The sequence below is a fragment of the Vibrio sp. V33_P6A3T137 genome, from assembly GCF_009904835.1.
In the GTDB taxonomy this organism is placed as follows: domain Bacteria; phylum Pseudomonadota; class Gammaproteobacteria; order Enterobacterales; family Vibrionaceae; genus Vibrio; species Vibrio metschnikovii.
Map to the genome: position 1 here is coordinate 1 of NZ_WXWK01000120.1, position 26,497 is coordinate 26,497.

20 protein-coding genes, 3 tRNA genes and 1 pseudogene are annotated in these 26,497 nt (G+C 44.9%); 7 read left to right on the top strand and 17 right to left on the bottom strand.

Translation table 11 applies throughout. The features are described 5' to 3' along the window. Window positions 1-4 precede the first annotated feature (4 nt). The 4 genes from CAG60_RS11445 to orn form a co-directional block, all read right to left on the bottom strand. A tRNA-Gly gene (locus CAG60_RS11445) sits at window positions 5-80 on the bottom strand. Window positions 81-114: 34 nt separating this feature from the next. Next, window positions 115-191 (bottom strand) — tRNA-Met (locus tag CAG60_RS11450). Window positions 192-269: 78 nt separating this feature from the next. After that, a tRNA-Gly gene (locus tag CAG60_RS11455) sits at window positions 270-345 on the bottom strand. A gap of 214 nt (window positions 346-559) precedes the next feature. Next, window positions 560-1,105, bottom strand: a complete 546-nt coding sequence (orn, locus tag CAG60_RS11460) for an oligoribonuclease (protein ID WP_154169347.1) — start codon at window positions 1,103-1,105, stop codon at window positions 560-562. Window positions 1,106-1,245: 140 nt separating this feature from the next. On the opposite strand from orn, the gene rsgA reads away from it, so the two are divergent. The 6 genes from rsgA (at window position 1,246) to CAG60_RS11490 (ending at window position 9,266) form a co-directional block, all read left to right on the top strand. Next, the gene (gene rsgA / locus CAG60_RS11465) at window positions 1,246-2,310 is read left to right on the top strand and encodes a small ribosomal subunit biogenesis GTPase RsgA (protein ID WP_154169349.1); all 1,065 of its coding nucleotides are present in this window, start codon (window positions 1,246-1,248) and stop codon (window positions 2,308-2,310) included. Window positions 2,311-2,404: 94 nt separating this feature from the next. Further along, window positions 2,405-3,262: an archaetidylserine decarboxylase gene (gene asd / locus CAG60_RS11470; RefSeq protein ID WP_161438966.1), complete on the top strand. Its 858-nt coding sequence runs from the start codon at window positions 2,405-2,407 to the stop codon at window positions 3,260-3,262. Window positions 3,263-3,466: 204 nt separating this feature from the next. Continuing rightward, window positions 3,467-4,882, top strand: a complete 1,416-nt coding sequence (locus tag CAG60_RS11475; protein WP_158137733.1) for an SLC13 family permease — start codon at window positions 3,467-3,469, stop codon at window positions 4,880-4,882. Between the two features lie 186 nt (window positions 4,883-5,068). Further along, on the top strand, window positions 5,069-6,601 hold the full coding sequence (gene gpmM / locus CAG60_RS11480; RefSeq protein ID WP_161426318.1) for a 2,3-bisphosphoglycerate-independent phosphoglycerate mutase: 1,533 nt from the start codon (window positions 5,069-5,071) through the stop codon (window positions 6,599-6,601). A 182-nt stretch (window positions 6,602-6,783) separates the two neighbouring features. Further along, entirely contained in the window at window positions 6,784-8,010 is a 1,227-nt protein-coding gene (locus CAG60_RS11485) for a DEAD/DEAH box helicase (protein WP_161426319.1), read from the top strand. 131 nt (window positions 8,011-8,141) lie between these two features. Continuing rightward, window positions 8,142-9,266, top strand: coding sequence for a murein hydrolase activator EnvC family protein (locus tag CAG60_RS11490; RefSeq protein WP_161438967.1), 1,125 nt, complete (start codon window positions 8,142-8,144; stop codon window positions 9,264-9,266). Between the two features lie 25 nt (window positions 9,267-9,291). Here CAG60_RS11490 and CAG60_RS11495 read toward each other — a convergent pair whose 3' ends face one another. From CAG60_RS11495 to nudC, 4 genes are all read right to left on the bottom strand, one after another. Further along, entirely contained in the window at window positions 9,292-10,251 is a 960-nt protein-coding gene (locus CAG60_RS11495; RefSeq protein ID WP_161438968.1) for a DHH family phosphoesterase, read from the bottom strand. A gap of 152 nt (window positions 10,252-10,403) precedes the next feature. Beyond that, entirely contained in the window at window positions 10,404-11,054 is a 651-nt protein-coding gene (locus CAG60_RS11500; RefSeq protein WP_158137725.1) for a TetR/AcrR family transcriptional regulator, read from the bottom strand. A 117-nt stretch (window positions 11,055-11,171) separates the two neighbouring features. Beyond that, the gene (hemE, locus tag CAG60_RS11505) at window positions 11,172-12,236 is read right to left on the bottom strand and encodes a uroporphyrinogen decarboxylase (protein WP_154169359.1); all 1,065 of its coding nucleotides are present in this window, start codon (window positions 12,234-12,236) and stop codon (window positions 11,172-11,174) included. Between the two features lie 262 nt (window positions 12,237-12,498). Then, on the bottom strand, window positions 12,499-13,299 hold the full coding sequence (gene nudC, locus CAG60_RS11510; RefSeq protein ID WP_158137723.1) for an NAD(+) diphosphatase: 801 nt from the start codon (window positions 13,297-13,299) through the stop codon (window positions 12,499-12,501). Between the two features lie 182 nt (window positions 13,300-13,481). Here nudC and rsd point away from each other — a divergent pair, with 182 nt between their 5' ends. Beyond that, entirely contained in the window at window positions 13,482-13,970 is a 489-nt protein-coding gene (gene rsd / locus CAG60_RS11515; RefSeq protein ID WP_161438969.1) for a sigma D regulator, read from the top strand. Window positions 13,971-14,091: 121 nt separating this feature from the next. On the opposite strand, the gene rpoC is transcribed toward rsd, so the two are convergent. The 9 genes and pseudogenes from rpoC to tuf form a co-directional block, all read right to left on the bottom strand. Beyond that, entirely contained in the window at window positions 14,092-18,294 is a 4,203-nt protein-coding gene (gene rpoC, locus CAG60_RS11520; RefSeq protein WP_161438970.1) for a DNA-directed RNA polymerase subunit beta', read from the bottom strand. Window positions 18,295-18,394: 100 nt separating this feature from the next. Then, entirely contained in the window at window positions 18,395-22,423 is a 4,029-nt protein-coding gene (gene rpoB / locus CAG60_RS11525; RefSeq protein WP_115152679.1) for a DNA-directed RNA polymerase subunit beta, read from the bottom strand. Window positions 22,424-22,663: 240 nt separating this feature from the next. Beyond that, on the bottom strand, window positions 22,664-23,029 hold the full coding sequence (gene rplL / locus CAG60_RS11530; protein ID WP_004397645.1) for a 50S ribosomal protein L7/L12: 366 nt from the start codon (window positions 23,027-23,029) through the stop codon (window positions 22,664-22,666). 59 nt (window positions 23,030-23,088) lie between these two features. Further along, on the bottom strand, window positions 23,089-23,583 hold the full coding sequence (gene rplJ / locus CAG60_RS11535; protein WP_072671278.1) for a 50S ribosomal protein L10: 495 nt from the start codon (window positions 23,581-23,583) through the stop codon (window positions 23,089-23,091). Window positions 23,584-23,854: 271 nt separating this feature from the next. Beyond that, window positions 23,855-24,556, bottom strand: a complete 702-nt coding sequence (gene rplA, locus CAG60_RS11540) for a 50S ribosomal protein L1 (protein ID WP_004397647.1) — start codon at window positions 24,554-24,556, stop codon at window positions 23,855-23,857. A gap of 4 nt (window positions 24,557-24,560) precedes the next feature. Beyond that, window positions 24,561-24,989, bottom strand: coding sequence for a 50S ribosomal protein L11 (rplK, locus tag CAG60_RS11545; RefSeq protein ID WP_004397648.1), 429 nt, complete (start codon window positions 24,987-24,989; stop codon window positions 24,561-24,563). A 130-nt stretch (window positions 24,990-25,119) separates the two neighbouring features. After that, the gene (nusG, locus tag CAG60_RS11550; RefSeq protein WP_004397649.1) at window positions 25,120-25,668 is read right to left on the bottom strand and encodes a transcription termination/antitermination protein NusG; all 549 of its coding nucleotides are present in this window, start codon (window positions 25,666-25,668) and stop codon (window positions 25,120-25,122) included. Between the two features lie 12 nt (window positions 25,669-25,680). After that, the gene (gene secE / locus CAG60_RS11555; protein WP_004397650.1) at window positions 25,681-26,061 is read right to left on the bottom strand and encodes a preprotein translocase subunit SecE; all 381 of its coding nucleotides are present in this window, start codon (window positions 26,059-26,061) and stop codon (window positions 25,681-25,683) included. Window positions 26,062-26,301: 240 nt separating this feature from the next. After that, a pseudogene (gene tuf / locus CAG60_RS11560) lies at window positions 26,302-26,497 on the bottom strand (elongation factor Tu); the annotation flags it as partial.

Genomic DNA, 26,497 nt, shown 5'->3' on the forward strand with positions numbered 1-26,497 from the left:
AATCTGGAGCGACACACGAGGTTCGAACTCGTGACCTCAACCTTGGCAAGGTTGCGCTCTACCAACTGAGCTAGTGTCGCATTTCACCGTTAAGCACGATAAAGGCTATCTGTTTGGTTGCGGGGGCCGGATTTGAACCGACGACCTTCGGGTTATGAGCCCGACGAGCTACCAGGCTGCTCCACCCCGCGTCCGTATTACTCACCGTTAAGCACGATGTCAGCTTTGTAACTTTATTGTTTTATCGCCATCAGCAATAAAAGCAAATCTGGAGCGACACACGAGGTTCGAACTCGTGACCTCAACCTTGGCAAGGTTGCGCTCTACCAACTGAGCTAGTGTCGCATCAACAACGTTTTGTGCTGTTCAGGGCTGCGAATTATAAGTGCATTTTTTTGTGATGCAAGTAGTTAAAGCAAAAAAAATCATTTTTCTTTTCGTATGACGATAAAAAAAACCACTTAAACAAAAAACACACAGAACCAGGCTAAATTACAACCATTCAATTGAAGAAAAGCGGTCAACCATACCGCCCTTCACCGCTCGATAGTTAGGATTATTAAATTTTGAAAACGTGAGAACGATAAAATTTAAGCTCGGCGATAGATTCTCGAATATCATCTAAGGCAAGATGAGTTCCTTGTTTACTGAATCCCGCAGCAATCTCAGGCTGCCAACGACGAGTCAGTTCCTTGATAGTGCTCACATCAATACAACGATAATGAAAATACACTTCTAGCTCTGGCATATGTCGGTAAAGAAAACGTCGATCTTGACCAACGCTATTTCCACAAATCGGTGAAGCACCAGCAGGAACCCAGTGTTGTAAGAAATCAATCGTCTGTTCTATCGCTTGAACTTCATTGATCGAACTGCGGCGCACTCGGTCCACTAGCCCGCTATGGGTATGGGTACGAGTACACCACTCATCCATTTTTTGTAACTCGGTTTCGGATTGATGAATAGCTAACACCGGTCCTTCTGCCAATACATTCAATTGACTATCGGTAACAATGGTTGCTATTTCAATGATCTTATGGACATCAGGGTCTAACCCGGTCATCTCCAGATCAATCCAAATCAAGTTTTGATCGCTAAAAGACATATAATTAAGTGCCTATAGGGGTTTGCCAATAAAAAAGGTACTATAACCTAAATCTCCCTAACCACGATACCGCTGTGCAGCGCACAGTGATAAATTGAGTTAGGCATCGTTCTAAGTTAAAAAACTTAAAGTGAAAAAACGTGACAAAGAAGAAAAAACTCACTAAAGGCCAAGTGCGCCGAGTTAGAAATAACCAGCACCGTAAGTTAAAACAAGAAGACTCCGTACAGTGGGACGAATCGATGCTGGAAAATGCCAAATCCGGTCTAGTGATCACGCGATTTGGTCAACATGCAGATATTGAAGACCCCGACACAAAGATCGTCCATCGATGTAATTTACGTCGCGGAATCGAAAGTTTGGTGTGTGGCGATCAAGTCATTTGGCGCCCTGGCGTAGAAACTCTTGCTGGAATTTCAGGCGTGGTCGAAGCGGTAGAGCCTCGCAGCTCAGTTCTGACTCGTCCGGATTATTACGATGGTTTAAAACCCGTCGCGGCTAATGTTGAGCAAATGATCATTGTCTCTTCTGTCTTACCTGAATTATCGCTGAATATCATCGATCGTTACTTAATTGCTGCAGAAACACTATCTATCGCTCCTGTCATCGTTCTTAATAAAGTCGATTTACTCAGTGAAGCGCAGCGGACAGATTATCAACAGCAATTGGCCGCTTACCAAGAAATTGGCTATGACGTCATTTTTGTCAGTAAAGAAAGTGGCGAAAATATCGCGTTATTAGAGAGTAAGTTAAGTCATAAGATTAATATCTTTGTCGGTCAATCCGGTGTAGGTAAATCAAGTTTAGTCAATGCATTGATGCCTCAACTGGGTATTATTGCCGAAGAAGGTAAAATCTCTGAGAACTCAGGGCTTGGACAGCATACCACGACCGCAGCTCGCTTATATCACATCCCATCGGGTGGCGATTTGATTGACTCTCCGGGCATTCGTGAGTTTGGTTTATGGCACTTAGCCGCAGAGGAAGTGACCAAAGCTTATGTAGAATTTCGTCCCTATTTAGGTGGATGTAAATTTCGTGACTGTAAACATGGTGATGACCCAGGTTGCTTACTGAGAGAAGCCGTAGAAAACGGTAAAATCAGCGCACAACGCTTTGATAACTATCACCGCATTATTGAGAGCATGTCGGAAAATAAAGCCAATCGACAGTATTCTCGCAATAAAAAATCAGACCAACAATAAATACTCACAGACGAACAGAGTCTGATGACACGCGGATTATTTTTCAGTACCATTTCGCGCCAAAATAAAGATGATAGATTGGAAATAACATACGATGGATAAATTTAAAGTTAGGCTGCAATATTGGCTGCCACAACATGCTTTAACCCGTTTAGTCGGTAAAATCGCGTCAGCGAAGGCAGGTAGTCTAACCACCGCCATCATTCGCTGGTTTATTAAACAATACAATGTCAACATGAGTGAAGCGTTACATTCCGAACCAAAACACTTTGCGACATTTAACGAATTTTTTGTCCGTGAGTTAAAGCCTGGCCTACGCCCCGTTGTCGATGACGAAGCGACACTCGTTCATCCAGCCGACGCTTGCGTCAGTCAATTCGGCCCAATAACTGACGGCCAACTGATTCAAGCAAAAGGCCATCAGTATTCTGCTCAAGCACTGCTTGGGGGGGATGCAAAACTGGCTGAAGAGTTTCGTGATGGTGAGTTTGCCACTCTCTACCTATCACCACGAGATTATCACCGAGTGCATATGCCATGTGATGGTACATTACGACAAATGATCTATGTGCCTGGCGATCTATTTTCTGTTAACCCGCTGACCGCAGAGAATGTGCCCAATTTGTTTGCCCGTAACGAACGGGTTGTCTGTATTTTTGATACCGAATTTGGTCCACTGGCTCAAGTACTGGTCGGTGCAACGATTGTTGGCAGTATCGAGATGATATGGGCAGGAACCATGACTCCACCGCGCGGTAATACCGTGTATCGTTGGGATTATCCAGCAGAAGGTGTTAATGCTATCCAGTTGAAAAAAGGCCAAGAGATGGGTCGATTTAAGTTGGGGTCAACCGTTATCAATCTATTTGCGAAACAACAGATTCGTTTCGATAGTAGCATGCAGTTAAATACGCCAACCCTGCTCGGTTCTGCTTACGCCCACAAAGCCTAATCAAGTTCCTCCTTATTTCCAACGCGTTAAATGCAATATAGGCGCCTTTTTTATCACTAAAAGTGGCGCCTATGTTTGTTCTGAGCCGATTTTTCCGCTGATGAACTGTGTCTAAGCTAACAATTTTCCACTCCCTATTACGATCTTTTCATAGCAATGCTTTACCCTAGATGACATTCGGATATTTTTGCAAAGGACGCTCTTATGTCAACGTTATCGACCGGGTTACTGACTCGGCTAGCGATCTGTTTTTTGATTCCTGTCGGTGTACTCTTACTGCCCATCGACATCATTCCTATTGATGAATTGACACTCGTTCAGCATCGCTTGCTGGCTATTTTTTTACTCGCGGCTCTACTCTGGGTCTTAGAACCGGTACCCGTTTTTGCTACTTCTATTCTGATCATCGCTTTATTATTAATTATGATTTCAGACAAGGGGTTACATTGGTTCCGCTCACCAATTGAACAACATGAGGTCGGGCATTTAATCCCTTACACTGACATTCTTGGTGCCTTCTCTTCACCGATCATTATTCTGTTTATGGGTGGATTCGCCTTAGCGATCGCGGCGTCAAAATATCAACTGGATAACAACTTAGCACGGGTATTACTGCGCCCGTTTGGTCATCAACCTAAATTTATTATGCTTGGATTGATGCTCATCACCTCCGTATTCTCGATGTTCATGTCAAATACGGCTACGACAGTAATGATGTTGGCTCTACTTGGCCCCATCGTCGCCTCTGCGCCGAAAGGGGAGCTAGGCATTAAAGCTTTGGTGCTATCCATTCCTATTGCTGCGAATACAGGAGGCATCGCGACGCCGATTGGTACACCACCGAATGCGATTGCTTTACAGTATTTAACGGGAGAGAACAGCATAGACTTTCTATCTTGGATGATGATGGGCTTACCCTTTGTGATTGTTCAATTAACCATTGCTTGGTTTTTATTGCAGTATTTATTTCCCTCATCACAACAACAAATGACGCTAAAATTGCAGGGAACATTCCAACGCTCTTGGCGAGCAATCGTCGTCTACATCACTTTTGCAACGACGATTTTATTGTGGATGAGTACCGCTCTGCATGGCATGAATACTTATGTGGTCTCGATCATTCCACTAGCTGTATTTACGTTAACAGGCATTATGGGTAAAGAAGAACTCAAGCAAATTAACTGGGACGTATTATGGCTAGTGGCGGGCGGTATCGCCATCGGTATTGGGTTAGAGCATACTGGACTTGCCGTTGCCTTAGCCCATGCCATTGACTATGAAAGCTTATCACCGATGTTCATCGTCATTTCGCTATCGATGGTCTGCTGGCTAATGGCGAACTTCATGTCCAATACGGCAACAGCAAACTTATTAATGCCAATTGCTGCCGCTATTGGTGTCTCGATGTCCAGTTTAACGGAAATTGGTGGTCTACAAGGGTTATTGGTCGTGGTCGCGTTCTCCGCTTCTTTAGGCATGATCCTTCCGGTCTCAACACCGCCTAACTCATTAGCTTACTCCACAGGCTTAATTGAAAGTAAAGATATGGCTAAAACCGGTTTAATTCTTGGACTCGTAGGATTATGTATTGTGTATTTGGCCACTTGGGCGTTAACTTAATGAGAGCGTAACATCAATCGATTGCCGCAGAGAGAAGCAAAAACAACGAATGTTGATCCATAGACAACATTCTTCTGATTGATAGGCAGAATCATTGATCTTAACCTACTGCAAAGCGGAGAAAGTGTAGTAAAATTACGCTAGTTTTTTATTTCTCATTACCATGAATTTGACGAGGTTATAATTATGTCTGCTAAGAAGCCTATGGCTCTAGTGATTCTTGACGGTTGGGGCTACCGTGAAGATAACACCAGCAACGCGATCAACAATGCGCACACACCCGTACTTGATGCGTTGATGGAAAATCATCCTCATACTCTCATTTCTGCTTCTGGCATGGATGTGGGTCTACCTGACGGTCAAATGGGAAACTCTGAAGTTGGCCATACCAACATCGGCGCTGGCCGTATCGTTTATCAAGACTTAACTCGAATCACAAAATCAATTGCTGATGGAGAATTCCAACACAACGAAGCGATTGTGAATGCGATTGATAAAGCGGTAGCCGAAGGCAAAGCGGTTCACCTGATGGGATTGATGTCGCCAGGTGGTGTGCACTCTCACGAAGACCATATCTATGCGGCAGTAGAGCTAGCCGCCGCTCGTGGCGCAGAGAAAATTTACCTACACTGCTTCCTTGACGGACGTGATACCCCACCACGCAGTGCTGAGGGTTCATTGGCACGTTTCCAAGACCTATTTAGCAAACTCGGTAAAGGACGCATCGCTTCTCTTATCGGTCGTTATTATGCCATGGACCGTGATAATAACTGGGATCGCGTTCAGCAAGCTTATGACTTATTAACTCAAGCTAAAGCAGAGTTCACCTATGACTCTGCCGTTGCTGGCCTTAATGCCGCTTATGCGCGTGAAGAAAACGATGAGTTCGTCAAAGCCACAGAAATTCGTAGCGCAGATCAAGAATCAGCAGCCATGCAAGATGGTGATGCGGTACTATTTTTAAACTATCGTGCTGACCGTGCTCGTGAAATCACCCGCACGTTTGTCGCCGATTTTGATGGTTTCACTCGTCAAGTGTTCCCTAATGTCAATTTCGTGATGCTAACTCAGTATGCGGCCGATATTCCACTAGCGACCGCTTTCCCACCAGCATCGCTAGAAAACACTTATGGTGAATGGCTTTCTAAAGCGGGCAAAACTCAGCTGCGTATTTCAGAAACAGAGAAGTACGCCCACGTGACCTTCTTCTTTAACGGTGGCGCAGAAAACGAGTTTCCTGGTGAAGAGCGCCAGCTAGTGGCCTCTCCAAAAGTCGCGACTTACGATCTTCAACCAGAAATGAGCTCCAAAGAACTCACCGATAAACTGGTTGCAGCGATTAAATCCGGTCAATACGATGCGATCGTTTGTAACTATCCAAATGGTGATATGGTCGGCCATACTGGTGTTTATGAAGCGGCGGTTAAAGCTTGTGAAGCGGTCGATGAATGTATTGGCCGAGTGGTTGAAGCGATTAAAGAAGTCGATGGTCAGTTGCTCATCACCGCAGACCACGGTAACGCTGAAATGATGATTAACCCTGAAACCGGTGGCGTACATACGGCTCACACCAGTTTACCAGTACCGCTGATTTATGTCGGTAATAAATCAATTACTCTACAAGAGGGCGGTAAACTGTCGGATCTCGCACCAACCATGTTAGCGCTGGCTGACATGGAAATTCCCGCAGATATGTCAGGTAAAGTGCTTTATTCATAACGCTTGTTATTAGCGTACGATTTTTGAAGCATTGATCCCCTTAAATTCGCTATTTAAGGGGATTTTTTATCGATAGATTTTACTTAACGGTTGCTTACTTGGCATCGCTATCATCGTTAGTTGTCGCCAACGATGAATAGCTTTAGACTCAGACCACCGCTTTCCTCATCCATGATGTATTTATGACCTTTTCTGAGCTTAACTTAGCTTCTTCTCTACTTAGTGCACTGCCCGCTGAGTTACATACTCCGACCACAATCCAACAGTTGGCGATTCCTGTGATTTTATCTGGTCGTGATCTGCTCGCTCTCGCTCAAACGGGCAGCGGTAAAACCTTCGCTTATGGTTTACCGCTATTACAAAAAACACTCCCGATGACACCACACATTCAAACCTTGATCATCGTACCGACGCGTGAACTGGCAAGCCAAGTCAGTCAAGCGCTTGGCTTAATCGCCAAACCGATGAACATCGATGTGTGTCCACTTTGTGGAGGGGTTGACCAGCAATGGCAACAGGATCAATTAGCGCAAAACCCTCAGCTCATCGTTGCTACGCCAGGGCGATTATTGGATCTTATTGAGCAACAGATCATAAACTTATCATCGCTACAACATCTGGTACTGGATGAGGCTGACCGGCTATTAGAGATGGGATTTTGGCCAGATGTGCAGCGGATCATGGCCCATTTACCCGCTAAAAAACAAACCCTGCTATTTTCTGCAACCTTACTCCCCGAGCTTGAAGAAAAAGCCCTCCAGCCGTTAAACGATCCCATTAAGATCAGCGCTAATCTGCCGAATCAAACCGTGCCAGAGATTGATGAACAACTGTACTTGGTCAATAAAGGCAGCAAAGCACAAGTCTTGATTCATTTACTCAAACAACATCATTGGTCTCAAGTCTTGGTCTTTATTAGCGCTCGAGATAATGCAGACGCACTGGCCAAAAAACTCCTTAAAGCTGGAATTCGTGTTGCCGCACTCCATGGTAATAAAGATCAAACTGAGCGTGAGCAAATCTTGACTCAATTTAAACAGCAGAAAATTGAAGTGCTAATCGCAACCGATTTATTGGCAAGAGGCATTCATATTGAACAGCTTTCTGTGGTCATCAATTTTGATTTACCGCCAAGCCCGGCAGTGTATATTCACCGCGTTGGGCGAACCGCACGAGCTGGGCAAACAGGTCTCGCTCTCTCTTTAGTCTGTCATAATGAAAACGCGATCCTCGATGCCATTCGTCAACTGACTCAACGCCCTCTTGTGTTGCAGACGTTGGCCGATTTTCCCGTTACAGATCAACCCGCCACCACGGTGCCAAAACGTCAACCACGAGATAAACAAGCCAATCGACGGAGTGCCCAAAAGCGCAGTGTGAAACAGTTTCAACCGAAATCATCTCGCTAAACGCCGATCCTTAACGACAAATAAGCAGTATGACAAAAAACCGCACAAAGTTTACATTATGCTGCTCGCCTGATACGTGACTTTGAGTATACTGGGCATTCAACAATTTTAATGGTGATGATTGCCTAAACATGACGTTGTCTATTCTAAAACTTACTGTGCGATTATTGGCGGTCTGCTTAGCGATTACCACCTCATCAGGTGCTGCTTATGCCGCTTCGCAACAAGAGCTTTCTGGCGTCAAAAACGAAATCTCTCGTCAACAGCAGTCACTGAGCCAACGACAAAAAGAACTGGATCAATTACAGCGTTCACTTAGACAACAAGAGTTGTCTATCTCTCAGCTAGAAAATCAAATTAAAAATACCCAACGTGATGTCGTGACCGCTAATGACAATCTCGCCAATATTCAAAAAAACCGACTTGAGTTAGAACAGCAGCGCCAGCAACAGACCGAAAAACTCACTCAACTGTTACAGACGTACTATGTAACTCAGCGAGCACTGGCCAGCGGCGATCTCCTCAAAAGTGGCGTCGAGCAAGATAGAATTAGTCAGTATTATCAACATTTGGCCAAAGCGCGTACGGAAACCTTACGCAGTTTACAAACAACCCATCAAGCGCTCAACGAAAGTGAAAAGCAACTGCAGCGTGAGCGTGATCAAATCACCGCCCTATTGCAACAACAAACCGATAAGCGCGATAAGCTCGCCAGCACTCAAGCGGAGCGGCGTAAAACCGTCAATACCATTCAACAAAGTATCTCGGGCGATCAAGTTTATCTTGCCGAACTGCAACGCAATGAAACTCGCTTAAAAGCTGAAATCGCCAAAGCAGCGAAGCGTAATGCAGTACCGATGGATGGACTCGCTCAGCAAAGAGGTAAGCTACCCTGGCCACTGCAAGGTAACGTGTTGCACCAGTTTGGAGAGAAACAAACTGGTCAAGTCGATTGGAAAGGCATGGTGATCAGCGCCAATTATGGGCAAGCCGTCAAAGCTGTCTATCCGGGAACGGTCGTATTTGCGGAGTATTTACGTGGCTATGGATTAGTGATTTTACTTGACCACGGCAAAGGTGATATGACCTTATACGGTTATAACCAATCACTCATGAAAAAAGAGGGCGATAAGGTCGTCGCAGGTGATACGCTTGCCTTAGCCGGTGATACTGGTGGGCAATCTCACCCCGCGTTGTACTTTGAAATTCGTCGTAATAGCCGAGCTGAAAACCCACGCCAATGGCTGAGACGATAAATCTCACCAGCGCTATCGACGACGATTAATATCGATAATAAGTTTCGACCCTCTCTATCAGTTGGCTCAATTGTGATTTGGCTAGACGATTTACCCCTCCCGCCGCTTCTCGCCCACCACCGCTAACAAACTGAGCACAAATGGCTCCTGCACCTTGTTTATTCGCTAAAGGAGCCCGTAATGACACGGTATAACTCTCACTGTCCGCTTCAGTCACGATCAAGTGAGCTTGGCTCGGTTGTTGATTGGCTAGCAGATTACCAAAGACACCACTGACTCGATGTGAGGCCGATTGATTGGGTAACACAAACACGCGTAATTCTCGACTTTGGTAATATGCTTCTAGGCTTTGTACTTGCGCCATGTCTTGCTGATAAGCCTGCTTGAGACGATGATAAGGGGAATGATGATCATCGATAAGCATAAAAGGACAAGGATAGTTCAATAAACTTCGCAGCAATTCTGCGGGATGAAAGTGCAAATCTTCCAATTGTTGCCCATAGCCGTTGTAATTGAGCAAAGTGCCGATTGACTGCAACTGCTCGGCTTGAAATGTCGTTAATCCAGCTTGTAATGCCAGTTGATTGGCGGTTGCGATCAAATTATCGCCATAAGCAGCGGCAATCGCCCAATGATGAAAACGGCCCGCCAGTAATCGATCAATAATCAATCCTGTACAAGTATTGGCACTTAAATCAATGTTCGCGGTTAAATGGGGATGGGTAGGGATATCACCGGATTGATGATGATCAGCATAAAAAACGCTTGCTCCCTCGGAGAGCAGGCGCTGTAAATCAAAGGCATTTTTCGCCATCGAAATATCCAGTACAGTCAGAGAATCACCAGGATTAACCGTTAGTTTTTTCAGTAACTGTATGTCACGCTTCACGCCAGTCACTAGCTGACTTTCGATAGGCTCGGCTAAGCGCAGTTGTAATAGCGCGGTGATGCCATCAGCATCACCATTAAAAACATCATAGTGCATGGTTATTCACAGGGGTATTTAGCGGACATAAGCACACTTTATCTAAATCGGCCTATGATGAGTAAGATAAAAACGTTATATCTCCAAACTTATTACTCAGCATCGCTATAACAGCCGCAACCATATGGTAACCATTGAAAAGTCAACGCACTCTAACCATTGATGGTGCTGGCGTGCATGGCTCTGACACCTTCTTCTAATAATTGTAATTGTTCTAAACCTTGGGGGGTAGCATTAGGTTTCATCACTGAGATGATTTGTAGCATCCCCTGATGAATAACACGCTCGGTAATGGACGCGTTAGCCGACATCGCAGACTGATACGCCAACCAGCTTGAAGCGATCAAATGCAGCGTTGTCACTAGCTTTTTCATCTCTTGATCATCAATCACCAGCAGCTGCATATCGATAAACACTTGCATAATATTAATCAAGTTCACTTGGAGCTTATCTTGAACTTGAATATACGATTGATGAAGCTCAGGATCGCGTTGCAAAATCTCCGGTAAATTGGCGTAGAAAAATCGATATTTCCACATCAAATTAAAAATAGAATCCAAATAATGTTTCAGCAGCGTTAAACTCTCATATTGGCCCTGCCAAGGGCTAAAACGCTCGATAAGTTCAGCCGAGTACCAAGCAAAAATTTCACGCACGATCTCTTGTTTATTACGAAAATGATAATAGAGATTACCGGGGCTAATGTCGATATGAGCCGCAATATGGTTGGTGGTGATCGGTCTTTCACCATGTTCATTAAACAAGGCTAATGCGGCATGAATTATTCGCTCTCGGGTTTTCATTGTCGAACCATAATCTTTAGTGGTGAATTTATCTCAGTATATACCAAACAAGATAAAGAGGCAGATAGGCCCACCTCTTCGCTATTCAAAGGAAAGCGGGCTCAATACTGAACCTTTTTATCGGTGATAAGGGGTCGAAAGTTGATGAACCGCATCGACAAACACTCCAGCATTCTCTGGTGGAACGTCTAAATGGATACCATGGCCTAAGTTAAACACATGACCACTACCGGTACCAAAACCCTCAAGAATACTTGCTACCTCTTGACGAATTCGCTGAGGGCTAGCATAAAGCATGGAAGGATCCATATTGCCTTGCAGCGCAACTTTATCACCCACTCGTGCTTTAGCATCAGCAATATTGATGGTCCAATCGAGTCCAATCGCATCACATCCCGTCGCCGCAATCGACTCAAGCCACATACCACCATTTTTGGTAAATAATGTAACAGGGACTCGTCTTCCTTCGTGCTCACGGATCAATCCATCAACAATTTTATGCATGTAATGCAGCGAAAACGACTGATAATCTCTTGGCGTTAATACGCCTCCCCAAGTATCGAAGACCATCACTGATTGCGCTCCAGCTTTAATCTGTGCATTCAAATACTCAATGACACTATTTGCCAATTTATCGAGTAACCGATGCAATAAAGCAGGTTCGGCATACATCATCTTTTTGATTTTGGTGAACGCTTTTGAACTTCCGCCTTCGACCATATAGGTTGCCAACGTCCAAGGGCTGCCAGAAAAACCAATCAAAGGTACTTCGCCTTGCAGATCTTTACGAATTTGGCGTACAGCATTCATCACATATTGCAGCTCGCCTTCTGGATCAGGTAAACCAATTTTATCCACATCCGCTTTACAAGTGATGGGGCGCTCGAACTTTGGCCCTTCACCGGCTTCAAAATACAAGCCTAAACCCATGGCATCAGGAATGGTTAAGATATCGGAAAACAAAATGGCAGCATCGAGTGAAAAACGGCGCAGCGGCTGTAAGGTAACTTCAGAAGCCAGCTCGGCATTTTTGCATAACGACATAAAATCGCCCGCTTGTGCACGTGTCGCTCGGTATTCTGGTAGATAGCGCCCCGCTTGACGCATCATCCATACTGGCGTGCAATCGACAGGTTGCTTGAGTAATGCACGCAAATAGCGGTCATTTTTTAATTCAGTCATGGCTTATTCCCATTTTTCTATCAAGCGGTAATCAATCGCTCATTCTAACATTGATTGACCAAGCATCGCAGAGTGCTTTGCAACCGAGATCAAGTTATTAACTTTTAAATCAATGCTTAAATTGCGTGCAAAAGCATTAACTGTTACAAATTTATTCGCTAGCGAAAACGATAATAATAGCTAGGCATTGAATGTCTAGCATCTCATAACGACATCTTACTTACCCCCTCCCTTGCGGAGGGTTTTTTTATGCCTGTTTTCTCTAAAAAGAATGACTGTCGATCTTATCATTCTTGACTCGGATGTCGGTCAAGGTCTGTTCAATTAAAGCTCGAGCTATCGTTCCGTGTGGAGCAAGATCAGGTAAATGAGGTTCACTAAACCACTGCGCATCGGTCAGTTCTGAATAATCGGGGTTTAACTCACCTCCCGCATAATCGGCTAAAAAACCCATCATCATACTGGAAGGAAACGCCCAAGGTTGACTGGCCACATAGCGAATATTGTCGATAATAATCCCCGTTTCTTCTTGTACTTCACGCGCGACGCATTGCTCAAGGGTTTCTCCCACCTCTAAAAAACCGGCAATCACCGTATACATCCCACCGCGATGACGAGGGTGCTGAGCAAGTAAAATCTGATCATCTTTGCGAACCGCGACAATAATGCACGGAAAAATACGCGGATAATGTAAAGTGCGACATTCCTGACATTGCATCGCTAACTGATGATGATTGAGACGATTACGCCCACCACATTGTGAACAAAAACGCTGAGTTTGACTCATATGCCCATATTGAACCGCTTTGCTGGCGAGCAAAAATAGCGCTGAATCCATCGATAATAACGTCCGCAAATTCACCATTGGTAACTCATCAGCGATCTCTTGAGCATTTATCCAATAAACAGGGGCTTGGTTATGCTCACCAATCAATACCGCATACTCAATCGGTAATCGCCATTGCTGCGCACAACCAAAAGGGATGCTCCCATCAATGGTCCAGATCTCACTTCCTGAAACAACACACCAATAAGCGGCTTTTGCGTCACTGTTTTCTAACATACTCACTCCTGATTGCTTGCAGTTCAACCATTTTACTGGCAATCTAAATTCATACCAGAGTTTGTAGTCATTTGATTTTCAAACCTATAAATTCTCGTTAGGACAACAGGTTGTAGTACAACACTACAATGGGTGTGCAAGGAAAATCATCAATAAGATGATGAGATCATGAGGGCATGGTCATGCTAAATAAATTAAAGAAAACACAAGAGCAGTGGGGCGGATCCAGTGAAGTTATCGATCACTGGTTGGATAACCGTCAACACCTGATCGTTGAGTACTGCAAGCTTGCAGCACTACAGCCTTTAACTCCCGAATCCTCACTGAATGAGTTACCAGCGCCTAAAGCGTTGCACCGCTTTAGCCAAGAGCTGGTTGATTATATCTCCGAAGGCCATTTTAAAATTTATGATATGGTCATGCAAAAATGGCAAGCGACTGGTTTTAAAGCAACAGATGAAATCAACCAAACCTATGGAAAAATCGTCCAAACCAATGATGCCTTATTGGATTTTGCGGATAACTATGCCACTGTGGCTGATGACGATGATTTAGATAATCTCGATAATGATTTATCGGTGGTTGGTGAAGTGCTTGAGTCGCGGTTTGCGTCTGAAGATTACCTGATTCAATTAATAGCAGACAGCCTTGCTATCCCACCAGGCGCATAAGCAAGCGTGAGCTTTCGCTTTTCATCTAAGTAAATTGAGTGAAAGCAGCGCAACATAATTGACCTGAAAAATGAGTTAAAAAAAGGCACCCGAAGGTGCCTTTTTTGATCATGCGATACGATTACTCGTCCGATGAAAAGCCAGCATTCAATAGCGCAGCAAGATTGTCCGTCGCTTGTTCCGCTGACGTACCTTCTTTTTGAGCTAGACGCTTCGCTTGGCGATCTTGGTGATACGCAAAACCGGTACCGGCAGGGATCAAACGACCAACGATTACGTTCTCTTTCAGACCACGTAAATCATCACGTTTACCCGATACCGCTGCTTCAGTCAGTACGCGCGTTGTTTCTTGGAACGACGCTGCTGAAATAAACGATTCGGTTGCCAGAGAGGCTTTGGTAATACCTAATAGTTCGCGTTCGAAACGAGCAGGTTCTTTACCATCAGCTTCCAATAAACGGTTAGCAATCTTAACTTGAGCGTACTCAATTTGCTCACCAGGTAAGAATTCCGAATCACCTGAATGGGTGATGGTACACTTACGTAGCATCTGACGAACAATCGTTTCAATATGCTTATCGTTTATCTTAACGCCTTGCAGACGGTAAACTTCCTGAACTTCGTTAGCAATGTATGAAGTCACGGCGTGGATACCACGTAGACGCAGAATATCATGCGGTGACTCTGGACCATCAGCAATGACATCACCACGTTCAATACGCTCACCTTCAAACACGTTGAGCTGACGATGCTTAGGAATCATCTCTTCATACACATCACCGCTATCGCGAGTGATCAGTAGACGACGCTTACCTTTAGTCTCTTTACCGAATGAAACAGTACCCGTATGCTCAGCAAGAATCGCAGGCTCTTTCGGCTTACGCGCTTCAAACAAGTCAGCTACGCGTGGTAGACCACCGGTGATATCTCGGTTACCGCCAGATTTTTGTGGAATACGTGCTAACGTGTCACCGATGTTCACTTCTGCGCCATCTTCGATGTTCACAATCGCCTTACCAGGTAAGAAATATTGCGCTGGCATATCAGTACCAGGAATCAATACATCTTTACCTTTCGCATCAACCAGTTTAATCGCAGGACGCATATCTTTACCTGCGGCTGGACGAGCGGCGGCATCGGTAACTTCACTTGAAGACAGACCCGTTAGATCATCAGTTTGACGAGAAACGGTTACACCATCAATCATATCCACGAACTGGATACGACCAGCCACTTCAGTGATGATAGGTAGTGTGTGCGCTTCCCAGTTAGCAATAACTTCACCGGCGTCAACAGCATCGCCATCGGCTTTGCTTAATAACGAACCGTAAGGCAGTTTGTGCTTCTCTTTGGTACGACCAAATTCATCAATAATCGTCATCTCTGATGCACGCGAAGTGATCACCAGTTTACGATCTTTGTTGATTACGAATTTAGCGTTATGCAGCTTCACAGAACCTTTATTCTTCGCTTGAATACTGTTCTCTGCAGCGGCTGTTGATGCAGCACCACCGATGTGGAAAGTACGCATCGTTAACTGTGTACCTGGCTCACCGATAGATTGAGCCGCAATAACGCCGACGGCTTCACCTTGGTTAACCAAGTGACCACGAGCCAAGTCACGGCCATAACACAATGCACAACAACCAAAGTCAGCATCACAGGTTACGACAGAACGAACGCGGATACGGTCAACCGAGTTATCATTAATGATCTGACACCATTTTTCATCCAGTAAGGTATTACGTGGAATCAAGACTTCTTCAGTACCAGGCTTAATAATATCTTCTGCAACAACACGTCCAAGCGCTAACTCAGTCAGAGCAACTTTAACGTCACCACCCTCGATATGAGGCATCATATCAACGCCTTCATGGGTGCCACAGTCGTGTTCAGTAACCACTACGTCCTGTGCTACGTCAACCAAACGACGAGTCAGATAACCTGAGTTTGCCGTTTTCAATGCGGTATCGGCTAGACCCTTACGCGCACCGTGGGTTGAGATAAAGTACTGAAGTACGTTCAGTCCTTCTTTAAAGTTCGCGGTGATTGGCGTTTCAATGATCGAACCATCTGGACGAGCCATCAGACCACGCATACCCGCTAACTGACGAATCTGAGCCGCAGAACCACGTGCGCCTGAGTCGGCCATCATGTAAATGCTGTTGAAAGACTCTTGACGCTCTTCCTCACCATCACGGTTAATGACTAACTCAGAAGAGAGGTTTTCCATCATTGCTTTCGCAACGCGATCATTGGTTGACGCCCAAATATCGATCACTTTGTTATAGCGCTCACCGGCTGTCACTAGACCAGATTGGAACTGCTCTTGAATTTCGCGCACTTCTTCTTCTGCATCAGCAATTTCCGTGTATTTAGCCGCAGGAACAACCATGTCATCGATACCTACCGATACGCCAGACAATGCCGCATAAGCAAAACCGGTGTACATGATTTGGTCAGCAAAAATAACCGTGTCTTTCAGACCAAGCTTACGATACGCCTCGTTGAGCAAGTTAGAAATTTGCTTTTTACCTAACTTTTGGTTGACGATGCTATAAGGCAAGCCTGTCGGTACGATCTGCCACAACATGGCACGACCAATCGTTGTATCGACCAATTGGGTGTTAGTAGTGCTGTGACCATCTTCATCAACCACCGTTTCGGTAATACGTACTTTAACTCGCGCATGGAGTTCCGCGTTCTTAGTGCGATATGCCTTTTCAGCCTCTTCAGGGCCAGAAAGGTACATACCTTCACCTTTCGCATTGATCTTTTCACGAGTCATGTAATACAGACCCAATACAACGTCCTGAGAAGGAACGATGATCGGATCGCCCGATGCTGGCGACAGAATGTTGTTCGTCGACATCATCAGTGTACGCGCTTCAAGCTGTGCTTCTAGAGTTAGAGGCACGTGTACCGCCATTTGGTCACCATCGAAGTCCGCGTTATACGCCGCACACACGAGTGGATGCAACTGAATCGCTTTACCTTCAATAAGAACGGGCTCAAACGCTTGAATACCCAAACGGTGCAGTGTTGGTGCACGGTTGAGTAGCACTGGGTGTTCACGGATCACTTCATCCAAGATATCCCAAACGACGGCTTCTTCACGCTCAACCATCTTCTTAGCCGCTTTAATCGTCGTTGCTAGGCCACGAGTTTCAAGTTTGCTATAGATAAATGGTTTAAATAGTTCAAGTGCCATCTTCTTAGGAAGACCACACTGATGTAGACGTAAGTATGGACCAACGGTAATAACCGAACGGCCAGAGTAGTCTACACGTTTACCCAGTAGGTTCTGACGGAAACGACCTTGTTTACCCTTGATCATATCAGCAAGAGATTTCAGAGGACGCTTGTTAGAACCAGTAATAGCACGACCACGACGACCGTTATCTAATAGTGCATCCACCGACTCTTGTAACATACGTTTTTCGTTACGTACGATGATATCTGGTGCAGCAAGCTCAAGTAGACGCTTCAAACGGTTGTTACGGTTGATCACGCGACGATACAGATCGTTCAGATCCGACGTAGCAAAACGTCCACCATCTAGTGGAACGAGAGGGCGAAGATCTGGCGGCAGTACTGGCAAGACAGTCAGGATCATCCATTCAGGTTTGTTACCTGAAGAGAGGAACGCTTCAACCAATTTCAAACGTTTGGTCAATTTCTTACGCTTGGTTTCAGAGTTAGTCGTTTCTAACTCTTCACGCATTTGCTCTGTTTCAACCTGTAGATCCATTGAAGACAAAAGATCTTTAATTGCTTCTGCGCCCATCTTAGCGGTAAATTCATCACCCCACTCTTCAAGACGATCCAAATACTCTTCTTCTGTGAGCATTTGTCCTCTTTCAAGATCAGTCATGCCTGGCTCAGTCACCACGTACATTTCGAAGTAAAGAACACGTTCGATATCACGTAATGGCATATCCATCAGCAAACCGATACGAGACGGTAGTGATTTTAAGAACCAAATGTGTGCGACAGGTGAAGCCAGCTCGATGTGGCCCATACGGTCACGACGAACTTTAGTCTGGGTTACTTCAACGCCACACTTCTCACAAATCACACCACGGTGTTTCAGACGCTTATATTTGCCACAAAGACACTCGTAGTCTTTTACCGGACCAAAAATACGCGCACAGAAAAGACCATCACGCTCAGGTTTGAACGTACGATAGTTGATGGTCTCAGGTTTTTTCACTTCACCAAATGACCATGAACGGATCATATCTGGAGAAGATAGACCGATTTTGATTGCATCAAATTCTTCGGTCTTATGCTGTGCTTTTAGAAAGTTTAATAAGTCTTTCACAATCAGCTCCTGTAAGGAGTTAAAAGGGCCCGCCGCTTAATGTAGCGAGCGCCTTCCTACCAGAAAACCAGTTAGGTCCCCCAAAGGGGAACCTTAAGGTTTACTCTTCGTCTTCTAGCTCGATGTTGATACCTAGCGAGCGAATCTCTTTCAACAATACGTTGAACGATTCAGGCATACCAGGTTCCATCGCGTGGTTACCGTCTACAATGTTCTTATACATCTTCGTACGGCCGTTAACGTCATCAGACTTAACGGTAAGCATTTCTTGTAACGTGTAAGCGGCACCGTAGGCTTCTAGTGCCCACACTTCCATCTCACCAAAACGCTGACCACCGAACTGTGCTTTACCACCCAGAGGTTGCTGAGTAACCAAGCTATAAGAACCAGTTGAACGGGCATGCATCTTATCATCCACTAAGTGGTTCAATTTCAGCATGTACATATAACCAACCGTAACCGGACGCTCAAAGGCATCTCCCGTACGACCATCAAACAGAGTTAACTGTCCTGAAGTCGGCAGGTCGGCCAATTGCAACATCTCTTTAATAGACGCTTCATTCGCACCATCAAAGACTGGAGTCGCAACCGTTAAGCCATTGCGTAGGTTATTGGCTAAAGTACGCACTTCATCATCAGATAAAGCCGCGATGTCAACCGACTGACGAGTCTCGCCAAGGTCGTAAACCTTTTGTAGGAACTCACGCAGCTTCGCTAGCTCTTGTTGTTCCTTGATCATCTGGTTGATCTTATCGCCGATACCTTTGGCCGCGAGACCTAAGTGAACTTCTAAGATCTGACCGATGTTCATCCGCGATGGTACACCTAGTGGGTTCAGTACGATATCGACTGGCTGACCATTCTCATCATACGGCATGTCTTCCACAGGATTGATCTTCGAGATAACACCTTTGTTACCATGACGACCCGCCATCTTATCACCCGGCTGGATGCGACGCTTAACCGCTAAGTAAACTTTTACGATCTTAAGAACGCCAGGTGCTAAATCATCACCTTGAGTGATCTTGCGACGTTTAGTTTCAAACTTCTTATCAAAGTCAGCTTTTAGCTCATCCCACTGCTCAGCAAGCTGTTCAAGTTGGTTTTGTAGCTCCTCGTCTTCCAAGGTTTGCTCTAACCATTTCTTGCGCTCAATAGAATCAAGCTTCGCGTCCGAGTAACCACCAGCAACAAGTACAGAACGAACACGTGCTAATAGACCACCTTCAAGAATCTGGAACTCTTCAGTTAGGTCTTTTTTAGCTTCTTTCAGCTGCATGTGCTCAATTTCAAGCGCACGCTTGTCTTTCTCTACACCATCGCGAGTGAAAACTTGTACGTCAATAACCGTACCAGCCACTGAATTTGGAACGCGTAATGAGGTATCTTTAACGTCAGAAGCTTTCTCACCGAAGATAGCACGTAATAGCTTCTCTTCTGGAGTGAGCTGAGTTTCACCTTTTGGTGTTACTTTACCCACAAGGATGTCGCCACCCTTAACTTCTGCACCGATATAAACGATACCTGACTCATCAAGTTTAGATAATGCCGCTTCACCAACGTTGGGAATATCCGCCGTGATCTCTTCGGCACCAAGCTTAGTATCACGAGCCACACAAGACAGTTCTTGAATGTGGATGGTGGTAAAGCGGTCATCTTGAACAACGCGCTCTGAAACTAAGATTGAGTCTTCGAAGTTATAACCGTTCCAAGGCATGAACGCGATACGCATGTTCTGGCCTAGTGCTAGCTCACCTAAATCAGTAGATGGGCCATCTGCCAATACATCACCACGCCCCACAGGTTCACCAGGCATCACACAAGGACGCTGGTTAATACAGGTGTTTTGGTTCGAACGGGTATATTTGGTTAAGTTATAGATATCAATACCAGCTTCGCCAGGAATTAACTCTTCTTCATTAACCTTAACCACGATACGAGATGCATCAACCGACTGGATAACACCGCCACGATTCGCAACCACAGTTACACCAGAGTCAACAGCTACATTGCGCTCAATACCCGTACCAACAAATGGCTTTTCAGCACGTAGTGTCGGTACTGCTTGACGTTGCATGTTTGCACCCATCAAAGCACGGTTCGCATCATCGTGTTCTAGGAACGGAATCAAAGATGCAGCTATCGATACCACTTGGTTAGTCGCAACGTCCATGTAATCAACATGTTCGCGCGGGTGAAGACCTGATTCACCTTTCTGACGAGCAGTGATCAGTTCATCAGCAAAACGGCTATCATCAGTAAGCTTGGCGTTTGCCTGAGCAATAACAAATTGGCCTTCTTCAATCGCTGATAAATAATCAACTTCATCAGTCACAACACCATCGACAACTCGACGGTATGGTGTTTCAAGGAAGCCATATTCATTACAACGAGCAAAAGCAGACAAAGAGTTGATTAGACCGATGTTTGGACCTTCTGGTGTTTCGATTGGACATAAACGACCATAGTGGGTTACGTGTACGTCACGAACTTCGAAACCAGCACGTTCACGAGTCAAACCACCCGGACCTAAAGCAGAAATACGACGCTTATGCGTGACTTCTGATAGCGGGTTGTTCTGATCCATAAACTGAGACAGTTGTGAAGAACCAAAGAATTCTTTTACTGCAGCAGAAATTGGTTTGGCATTGATCAAGTCTTGTGGCATCACGTTATCGAGATCGCCTAAGCTTAGACGCTCTTTTACTGCGCGTTCAACACGGACTAGACCAACACGGAATTGGTTTTCTGCCATTTCGCCAACACTACGAATACGACGGTTACCAAGATGGTCGATATCATCAACCTCCCCTTTACCGTTACGAATCGCGATTAGCTTTTTCATCACTTCGATGATATCAGTTTCATCGAGTGTGCCTTGCTCTTCTGCGTCTGTACGCTCAATAGAACTATTGAACTTCATACGACCTACGGTTGATAAGTCATAACGCTCAGGAGAGAAGAATAAACTTTCGAATAGCGCTTCAGCCGCTTCTTTCGTTGGCGGCTCGCCAGGGCGCATCATGCGGTAGATTTCAACTAACGCCGAAATTCGGTCAGAGGTACTGTCAACACGTAGTGTTTCAGACATGAACGGACCGTTATCAAGATCGTTAGTAAAGAGAACTTCCAGCTTTTTGTAACCCGCTTGAGATAAATGAGCGAGTACTTCCAAAGTAACTTCTTGGTTAGCGGCAAGGATCACTTCACCCGTCGCTTCATTGATGTAGTCTTTGGCTGAAATCTTGCCGACAATATAATCAACAGGAACTTCAATAAAACTGACTTCATCTTTTTCAAGCTGACGAATATGACGCGCAGTGACACGACGACCTTTTTCGACATAAACCTTACCATTAGATTCAATATCAAACGTTGCCGTTTCACCACGTAAACGTTCAGGCACCAACTCCATCATCAGAGTTTGGTCTTTGACTTCAAACTTCACTTTGTCAAAGAAGGTGTCTAGAACTTGTTCTGTGGTTTTACCTAGCGCACGCAAAATAATTGACGCAGGCAGCTTACGACGACGGTCAATACGTACGTATAGGTTATCTTTAGGATCGAACTCAAAGTCGAGCCATGAACCACGGTAAGGGATCACGCGTGCGTTATAAAGCACTTTACCAGAAGAGTGGGTTTTACCCTTATCGCTGTCGAAGAACACGCCTGGGCTTCGGTGCAGCTGGGATACGATAACCCGCTCAGTACCATTAATGACAAAGGTACCATTATCTGTCATGAGTGGAATTTCACCCATGTAGACTTCTTGTTCTTTAATATCTTTAACCGTGCCTGCTGGCGCGTCTTTGTCAAAGATCACTAGGCGTAATTTTACGCGTAGAGGTTTAGAATAAGTTACACCACGGATTTGACATTCTTTAACGTCAAAAACTGGCTCACCAAGACGGTAGCTAACGTATTGCAGCTCTGAATTGCCGTTGTAGCTCTGGATTGGAAATACAGAACGAAAAGCAGCTTCAAGACCGTATTGCCCTTCTGGATCCTGTTCGATAAATTTTTCGAACGAATCAAGCTGGATCGATAGCAGGTATGGAATGTCCAATACTTGTGGACGAGTACCAAAGTCCTTACGGATGCGCTTTTTCTCGGTATAAGAGTAAACCATGGGGTTCCTCAGCTCGCTGATAAGTGACCCAAACTGTCCGCCTTTATTAAAAGGGGTAGGACAGTGACTAAATCGCTGTTTACTGTAGTGGCATCTCGTATCGTTATGATTTAGATGCTTTTTGCAAGAATATGGAACGCTTAAACAGCGGGAAAATTCGTCCATACCCTACAGCGCAAAAAGGCTGGTGGTCAATAAACCACCAGCCATTAGCCTTTCGGCTAAGGAATTAAGTAATAATTACTTAACTTCAACAGTTGCACCAGCTTCTTCTAGCTGAGCTTTAAGAGCGTCAGCTTCAGCTTTGTCGATGCCTTCTTTTAGAGGTGCTGGAGCGCCGTCAACTAGAGCTTTAGCTTCTTTTAGGCCAAGACCAGTTGCGCCACGTACTGCTTTGATTACAGCAACTTTGTTTGCGCCAGCAGCAGTTAGAATTACGTCGAATTCAGTTTGCTCTTCAACTTCAGCAGCAGCAGCGCCGCCAGAAACTACTGCAGCTGCAGCAGAAACACCGAACTTCTCTTCCATAGCAGAGATAAGTTCAACAACTTGCATTACAGACATTTCTGCAATAGCGTCTAGGATTTGCTCGTTAGTAATAGACATAACAATTCTCTTTTAAGTCAACAATAAGTTTATTTAGCAACCAATAAAAAGCAAGGCAATTAAGCCGCTGTAGCTTCTTTTTGATCGCGGATAGCAGCGATAGTACGCGCCAGCTTGCCAGCAGAAGCTTCTTTCATGCACATCATTAGGCGTGCAATTGCTTCGTCGTAAGTTGGTAGTGTCGCTAGTACTTCAGCGTCAGTAATTACGCCTTCAAATGCAGCTGCTTTGATCTCAAATGCTTTGTTCTCTTTAGCGAAGTCTTTAAAAAGACGTGCTGCAGCACCTGGGTGCTCGTTAGAGAATCCGATCAAAGTAGGACCTACGAATACGTCTTTCAGACATTCGTAAGCTGTGCCTTCTACAGCGCGACGTGCTAGAGTATTACGAACAACTCTCAGGTAAACACCCGCTTCACGCGCTTGTTTACGTAGAGAAGTCATCGCGCCTACTTGAACGCCACGAGAGTCAGCAACAACTGCAGAAAGTGCACCACTGGCCGCTTCGTTGACTTCAGCAACAATTGCTTTTTTGTCTTGAAGATTTAAAGCCATCTTGGATTGCTCCTGGTTGTCGTTACACCACTCACTATTATCACAACAGTGAGAGATTATTAGGTGCAGTCCCAGAAGAAAGGTAACTTATAAAAATAAGAGCTTTCTGTCAGTTCGGGCACCATCTACGTAGGTTTTATTAAGTTATCTAACTGATAACGCCTACGGTCTTGGACGGAGACTGTGTCATAGTTCAAAGAACCAAAGTTCAGCCCCAACCACAAATATTAGGCGCAAAATTATACATAAATTTCGCGCCTAAGCAAAGGAATTATATTTTAGTGTTCAGCGTCAACTGATCAACAGCAACACCTGCACCCATCGTCGTAGAGATGCTTACTTTCTTCACGTAAGTACCTTTCGCTGATGATGGTTTTGCTTTCTTAAGCGCAACAAGCAGAGCTTCTAAGTTCTCTTGCAGTTGGTTAGCTTCGAAAGTCACTTTGCCGATAGTGCTGTGGATAATACCGTTCTTGTCATTACGGTAACGAACCTGGCCTGCTTTCGCATTTTTTACTGCTTCAGCAACGTTAGGAGTTACAGTACCAACTTTCGGGTTTGGCATTAGACCACGAGGACCAAGAATGGTACCCAATTGACCAACAACACGCATTGCATCTGGAGAAGCAATCACAACGTCGAAGTTCATTTCACCTTTTTTCACTTGCTCAGCAAGATCTTCCATACCCACTAGGTCTGCACCAGCAGCTTTAGCCGCTTCAGCATTAGCACCTTGAGTGAATACTGCAACGCGAACGTCACGACCAGTACCGTGTGGTAGTACAGTTGCACCACGTACGTTTTGGTCAGATTTACGAGCATCGATACCGAGGTTCACAGCAACATCTACAGATTCAACAAATTTAGCTGTCGCTAGTTCTTTAAGAAGAGCAACTGCTTCGTTGATTTCGTATTCTTTTGTTGCGTCAACTTTTTCACGAATTGTACGCATGCGCTTAGTTAATTTTGCCATGATCTTAACCCTCTACCACTAGGCCCATTGAACGAGCAGTACCCGCAATAGAACGTTTCATCGCTTCAATATCAGCACCAGTCATATCAGCAGCTTTTAGTTCTGCGATTTCTTGGATTTGTGCGTCAGTGATCGTACCCACTTTTTCAGTGTTTGGACGACCAGAACCAGACTTAAGGCCAGCCGCTTTCTTAAGTAGAACTGCTGCAGGAGGAGTCTTAGTGATGAACGTAAAAGAACGGTCGCTGTATACAGTGATAACAACTGGAGTTGGTAGACCTTTCTCCATTGATTCTGTTTTTGCGTTGAACGCTTTACAGAATTCCATGATGTTAACACCTTTTTGACCTAGAGCAGGACCAACTGGTGGACTTGGGTTTGCCATACCAGCTGCAACTTGCAACTTGATATAAGCTTCAACTTTCTTAGCCATGATATTTCCTAATGATTGGGTGCAAACGCTAATATATTTATCAGCTCCCCAGTTTTACATAATGCCCGTAAAAAGGCGCGAAATTATAATCTTATCTCACGCTTTTCACAAGACTTAAATAGATGCTATTTTAGTCAAGTTTTTCTACTTGACCAAATTCGAGTTCAACTGGCGTTGCACGACCAAAGATAGAGACAGACACTTTCAGGCGACTTTTATCGTAATCGGTCTCTTCTACCGTACCATTGAAATCAGCAAATGGACCCTCTGTAACACGGACCACTTCACCAACCTCAAACATCGTTTTCGGACGTGGAGCTTCACTCGCTTTTTCTAAACGGTTCAAGATCGCATCGGCTTCTTTATCAGTAATTGGTGCTGGTCTATCCGAAGTGCCACCAATGAAGCCCATTACACGAGGAACACTACGTACCAAATGCCATGACTCATCATTCATAACCATTTGTACCAGCACGTAACCTGGGAAGAATTTACGTTCGCTCTTGCGACGTTGGCCTGCGCGCATCTCCACCACTTCTTCCGTTGGAACCAGCACTTCACCAAAGTGCTCTTCCATCGCATGCATTTTTATATGCTCACGAAGTGATTGAGCGACACGACCTTCAAACCCAGAAAAGGCTTGAACGACATACCAGCGTTTTTTTGGAGCTTCACTCATGTATTAAACCCTCTATACTCCAGTCACAAAAGACACTAGACGAACCATAATTCCATCAATGCCCCAAAGTGCTAAAGCCATTACAATACTTACAGCTAACACGATTAATGTTGTTTGCATGGTTTCTTGACGCGTAGGCCACACCACTTTACGAACCTCCATCCGAGATTCGCGTGCAAAAACAATCGCAGCTTGACCTTTTACTGTGGTTGCCGCAACGCCAAGAGCGCCGGCAATTAACACAATGACACCTGCAGCACGTGCGACTACAGACCACTCACCATACAGGTAATTACCTACAACAGCAGCGGCCAACAATACGAAGGTAATGACCCACTTCAACGTATCTAGCGCATTTGAGCTATCAGGAGTTTCAGCATTATTAGCTTTCATAAACCAACCTGTCACAAGTCTTACTATAGACGACAACAGCCCCGCTGTTGCAGGGCAAATCCATTTCATCAGCTACACGGCTGATATACTGATTTTGACCAAGAAATAGTCTCGGCCCCTAAATTTCATGCTAGCGCTTGATGATAAAACAAACAAAGTGACTAACTGTGTAGAAAAAGGGCATCAAATGATGCCCTTTTTGCTACTGGATAGTCAAATCATTCTTCACAGAAACTGTGATTAAGCGATAACTTTAGCTACAACACCAGCGCCTACTGTACGGCCACCTTCACGGATAGCAAAACGTAGACCTTCGTCCATCGCGATTGGTGCAATTAGCTCTACAACCATCTTGATGTTGTCGCCTGGCATTACCATCTCTACGCCTTCTGGTAGAGAAATGTCACCAGTTACGTCCGTTGTACGGAAGTAGAAC

Excerpts from the sequence above, each read along its gene's own strand:
- CAG60_RS11495 (WP_161438968.1), bottom strand. The coding sequence starts at position 10,251 with ATGCACTATGATGTTTTTAATGGTGATGCTGATGGCATCACCGCGCTA.
- rplK (WP_004397648.1), bottom strand. The coding sequence starts at position 24,989 with ATGGCTAAGAAAGTTGAAGCTTATATCAAGTTGCAAGTTGCAGCTGGT.
- rplJ (WP_072671278.1), bottom strand. The coding sequence starts at position 23,583 with ATGGCTTTAAATCTTCAAGACAAAAAAGCAATTGTTGCTGAAGTCAAC.
- CAG60_RS11475 (WP_158137733.1), top strand. The coding sequence starts at position 3,467 with ATGTCAACGTTATCGACCGGGTTACTGACTCGGCTAGCGATCTGTTTT.
- CAG60_RS11500 (WP_158137725.1), bottom strand. The coding sequence starts at position 11,054 with ATGAAAACCCGAGAGCGAATAATTCATGCCGCATTAGCCTTGTTTAAT.
- rplL (WP_004397645.1), bottom strand. The coding sequence starts at position 23,029 with ATGTCTATTACTAACGAGCAAATCCTAGACGCTATTGCAGAAATGTCT.
- secE (WP_004397650.1), bottom strand. The coding sequence starts at position 26,061 with ATGAAAGCTAATAATGCTGAAACTCCTGATAGCTCAAATGCGCTAGAT.
- asd (WP_161438966.1), top strand. The coding sequence starts at position 2,405 with ATGGATAAATTTAAAGTTAGGCTGCAATATTGGCTGCCACAACATGCT.
- rpoB (WP_115152679.1), bottom strand. The coding sequence starts at position 22,423 with ATGGTTTACTCTTATACCGAGAAAAAGCGCATCCGTAAGGACTTTGGT.
- rplA (WP_004397647.1), bottom strand. The coding sequence starts at position 24,556 with ATGGCAAAATTAACTAAGCGCATGCGTACAATTCGTGAAAAAGTTGAC.
- gpmM (WP_161426318.1), top strand. The coding sequence starts at position 5,069 with ATGTCTGCTAAGAAGCCTATGGCTCTAGTGATTCTTGACGGTTGGGGC.
- CAG60_RS11490 (WP_161438967.1), top strand. The coding sequence starts at position 8,142 with ATGACGTTGTCTATTCTAAAACTTACTGTGCGATTATTGGCGGTCTGC.
- CAG60_RS11485 (WP_161426319.1), top strand. The coding sequence starts at position 6,784 with ATGACCTTTTCTGAGCTTAACTTAGCTTCTTCTCTACTTAGTGCACTG.
- orn (WP_154169347.1), bottom strand. The coding sequence starts at position 1,105 with ATGTCTTTTAGCGATCAAAACTTGATTTGGATTGATCTGGAGATGACC.
- nusG (WP_004397649.1), bottom strand. The coding sequence starts at position 25,668 with ATGAGTGAAGCTCCAAAAAAACGCTGGTATGTCGTTCAAGCCTTTTCT.
- rsd (WP_161438969.1), top strand. The coding sequence starts at position 13,482 with ATGCTAAATAAATTAAAGAAAACACAAGAGCAGTGGGGCGGATCCAGT.
- nudC (WP_158137723.1), bottom strand. The coding sequence starts at position 13,299 with ATGTTAGAAAACAGTGACGCAAAAGCCGCTTATTGGTGTGTTGTTTCA.
- hemE (WP_154169359.1), bottom strand. The coding sequence starts at position 12,236 with ATGACTGAATTAAAAAATGACCGCTATTTGCGTGCATTACTCAAGCAA.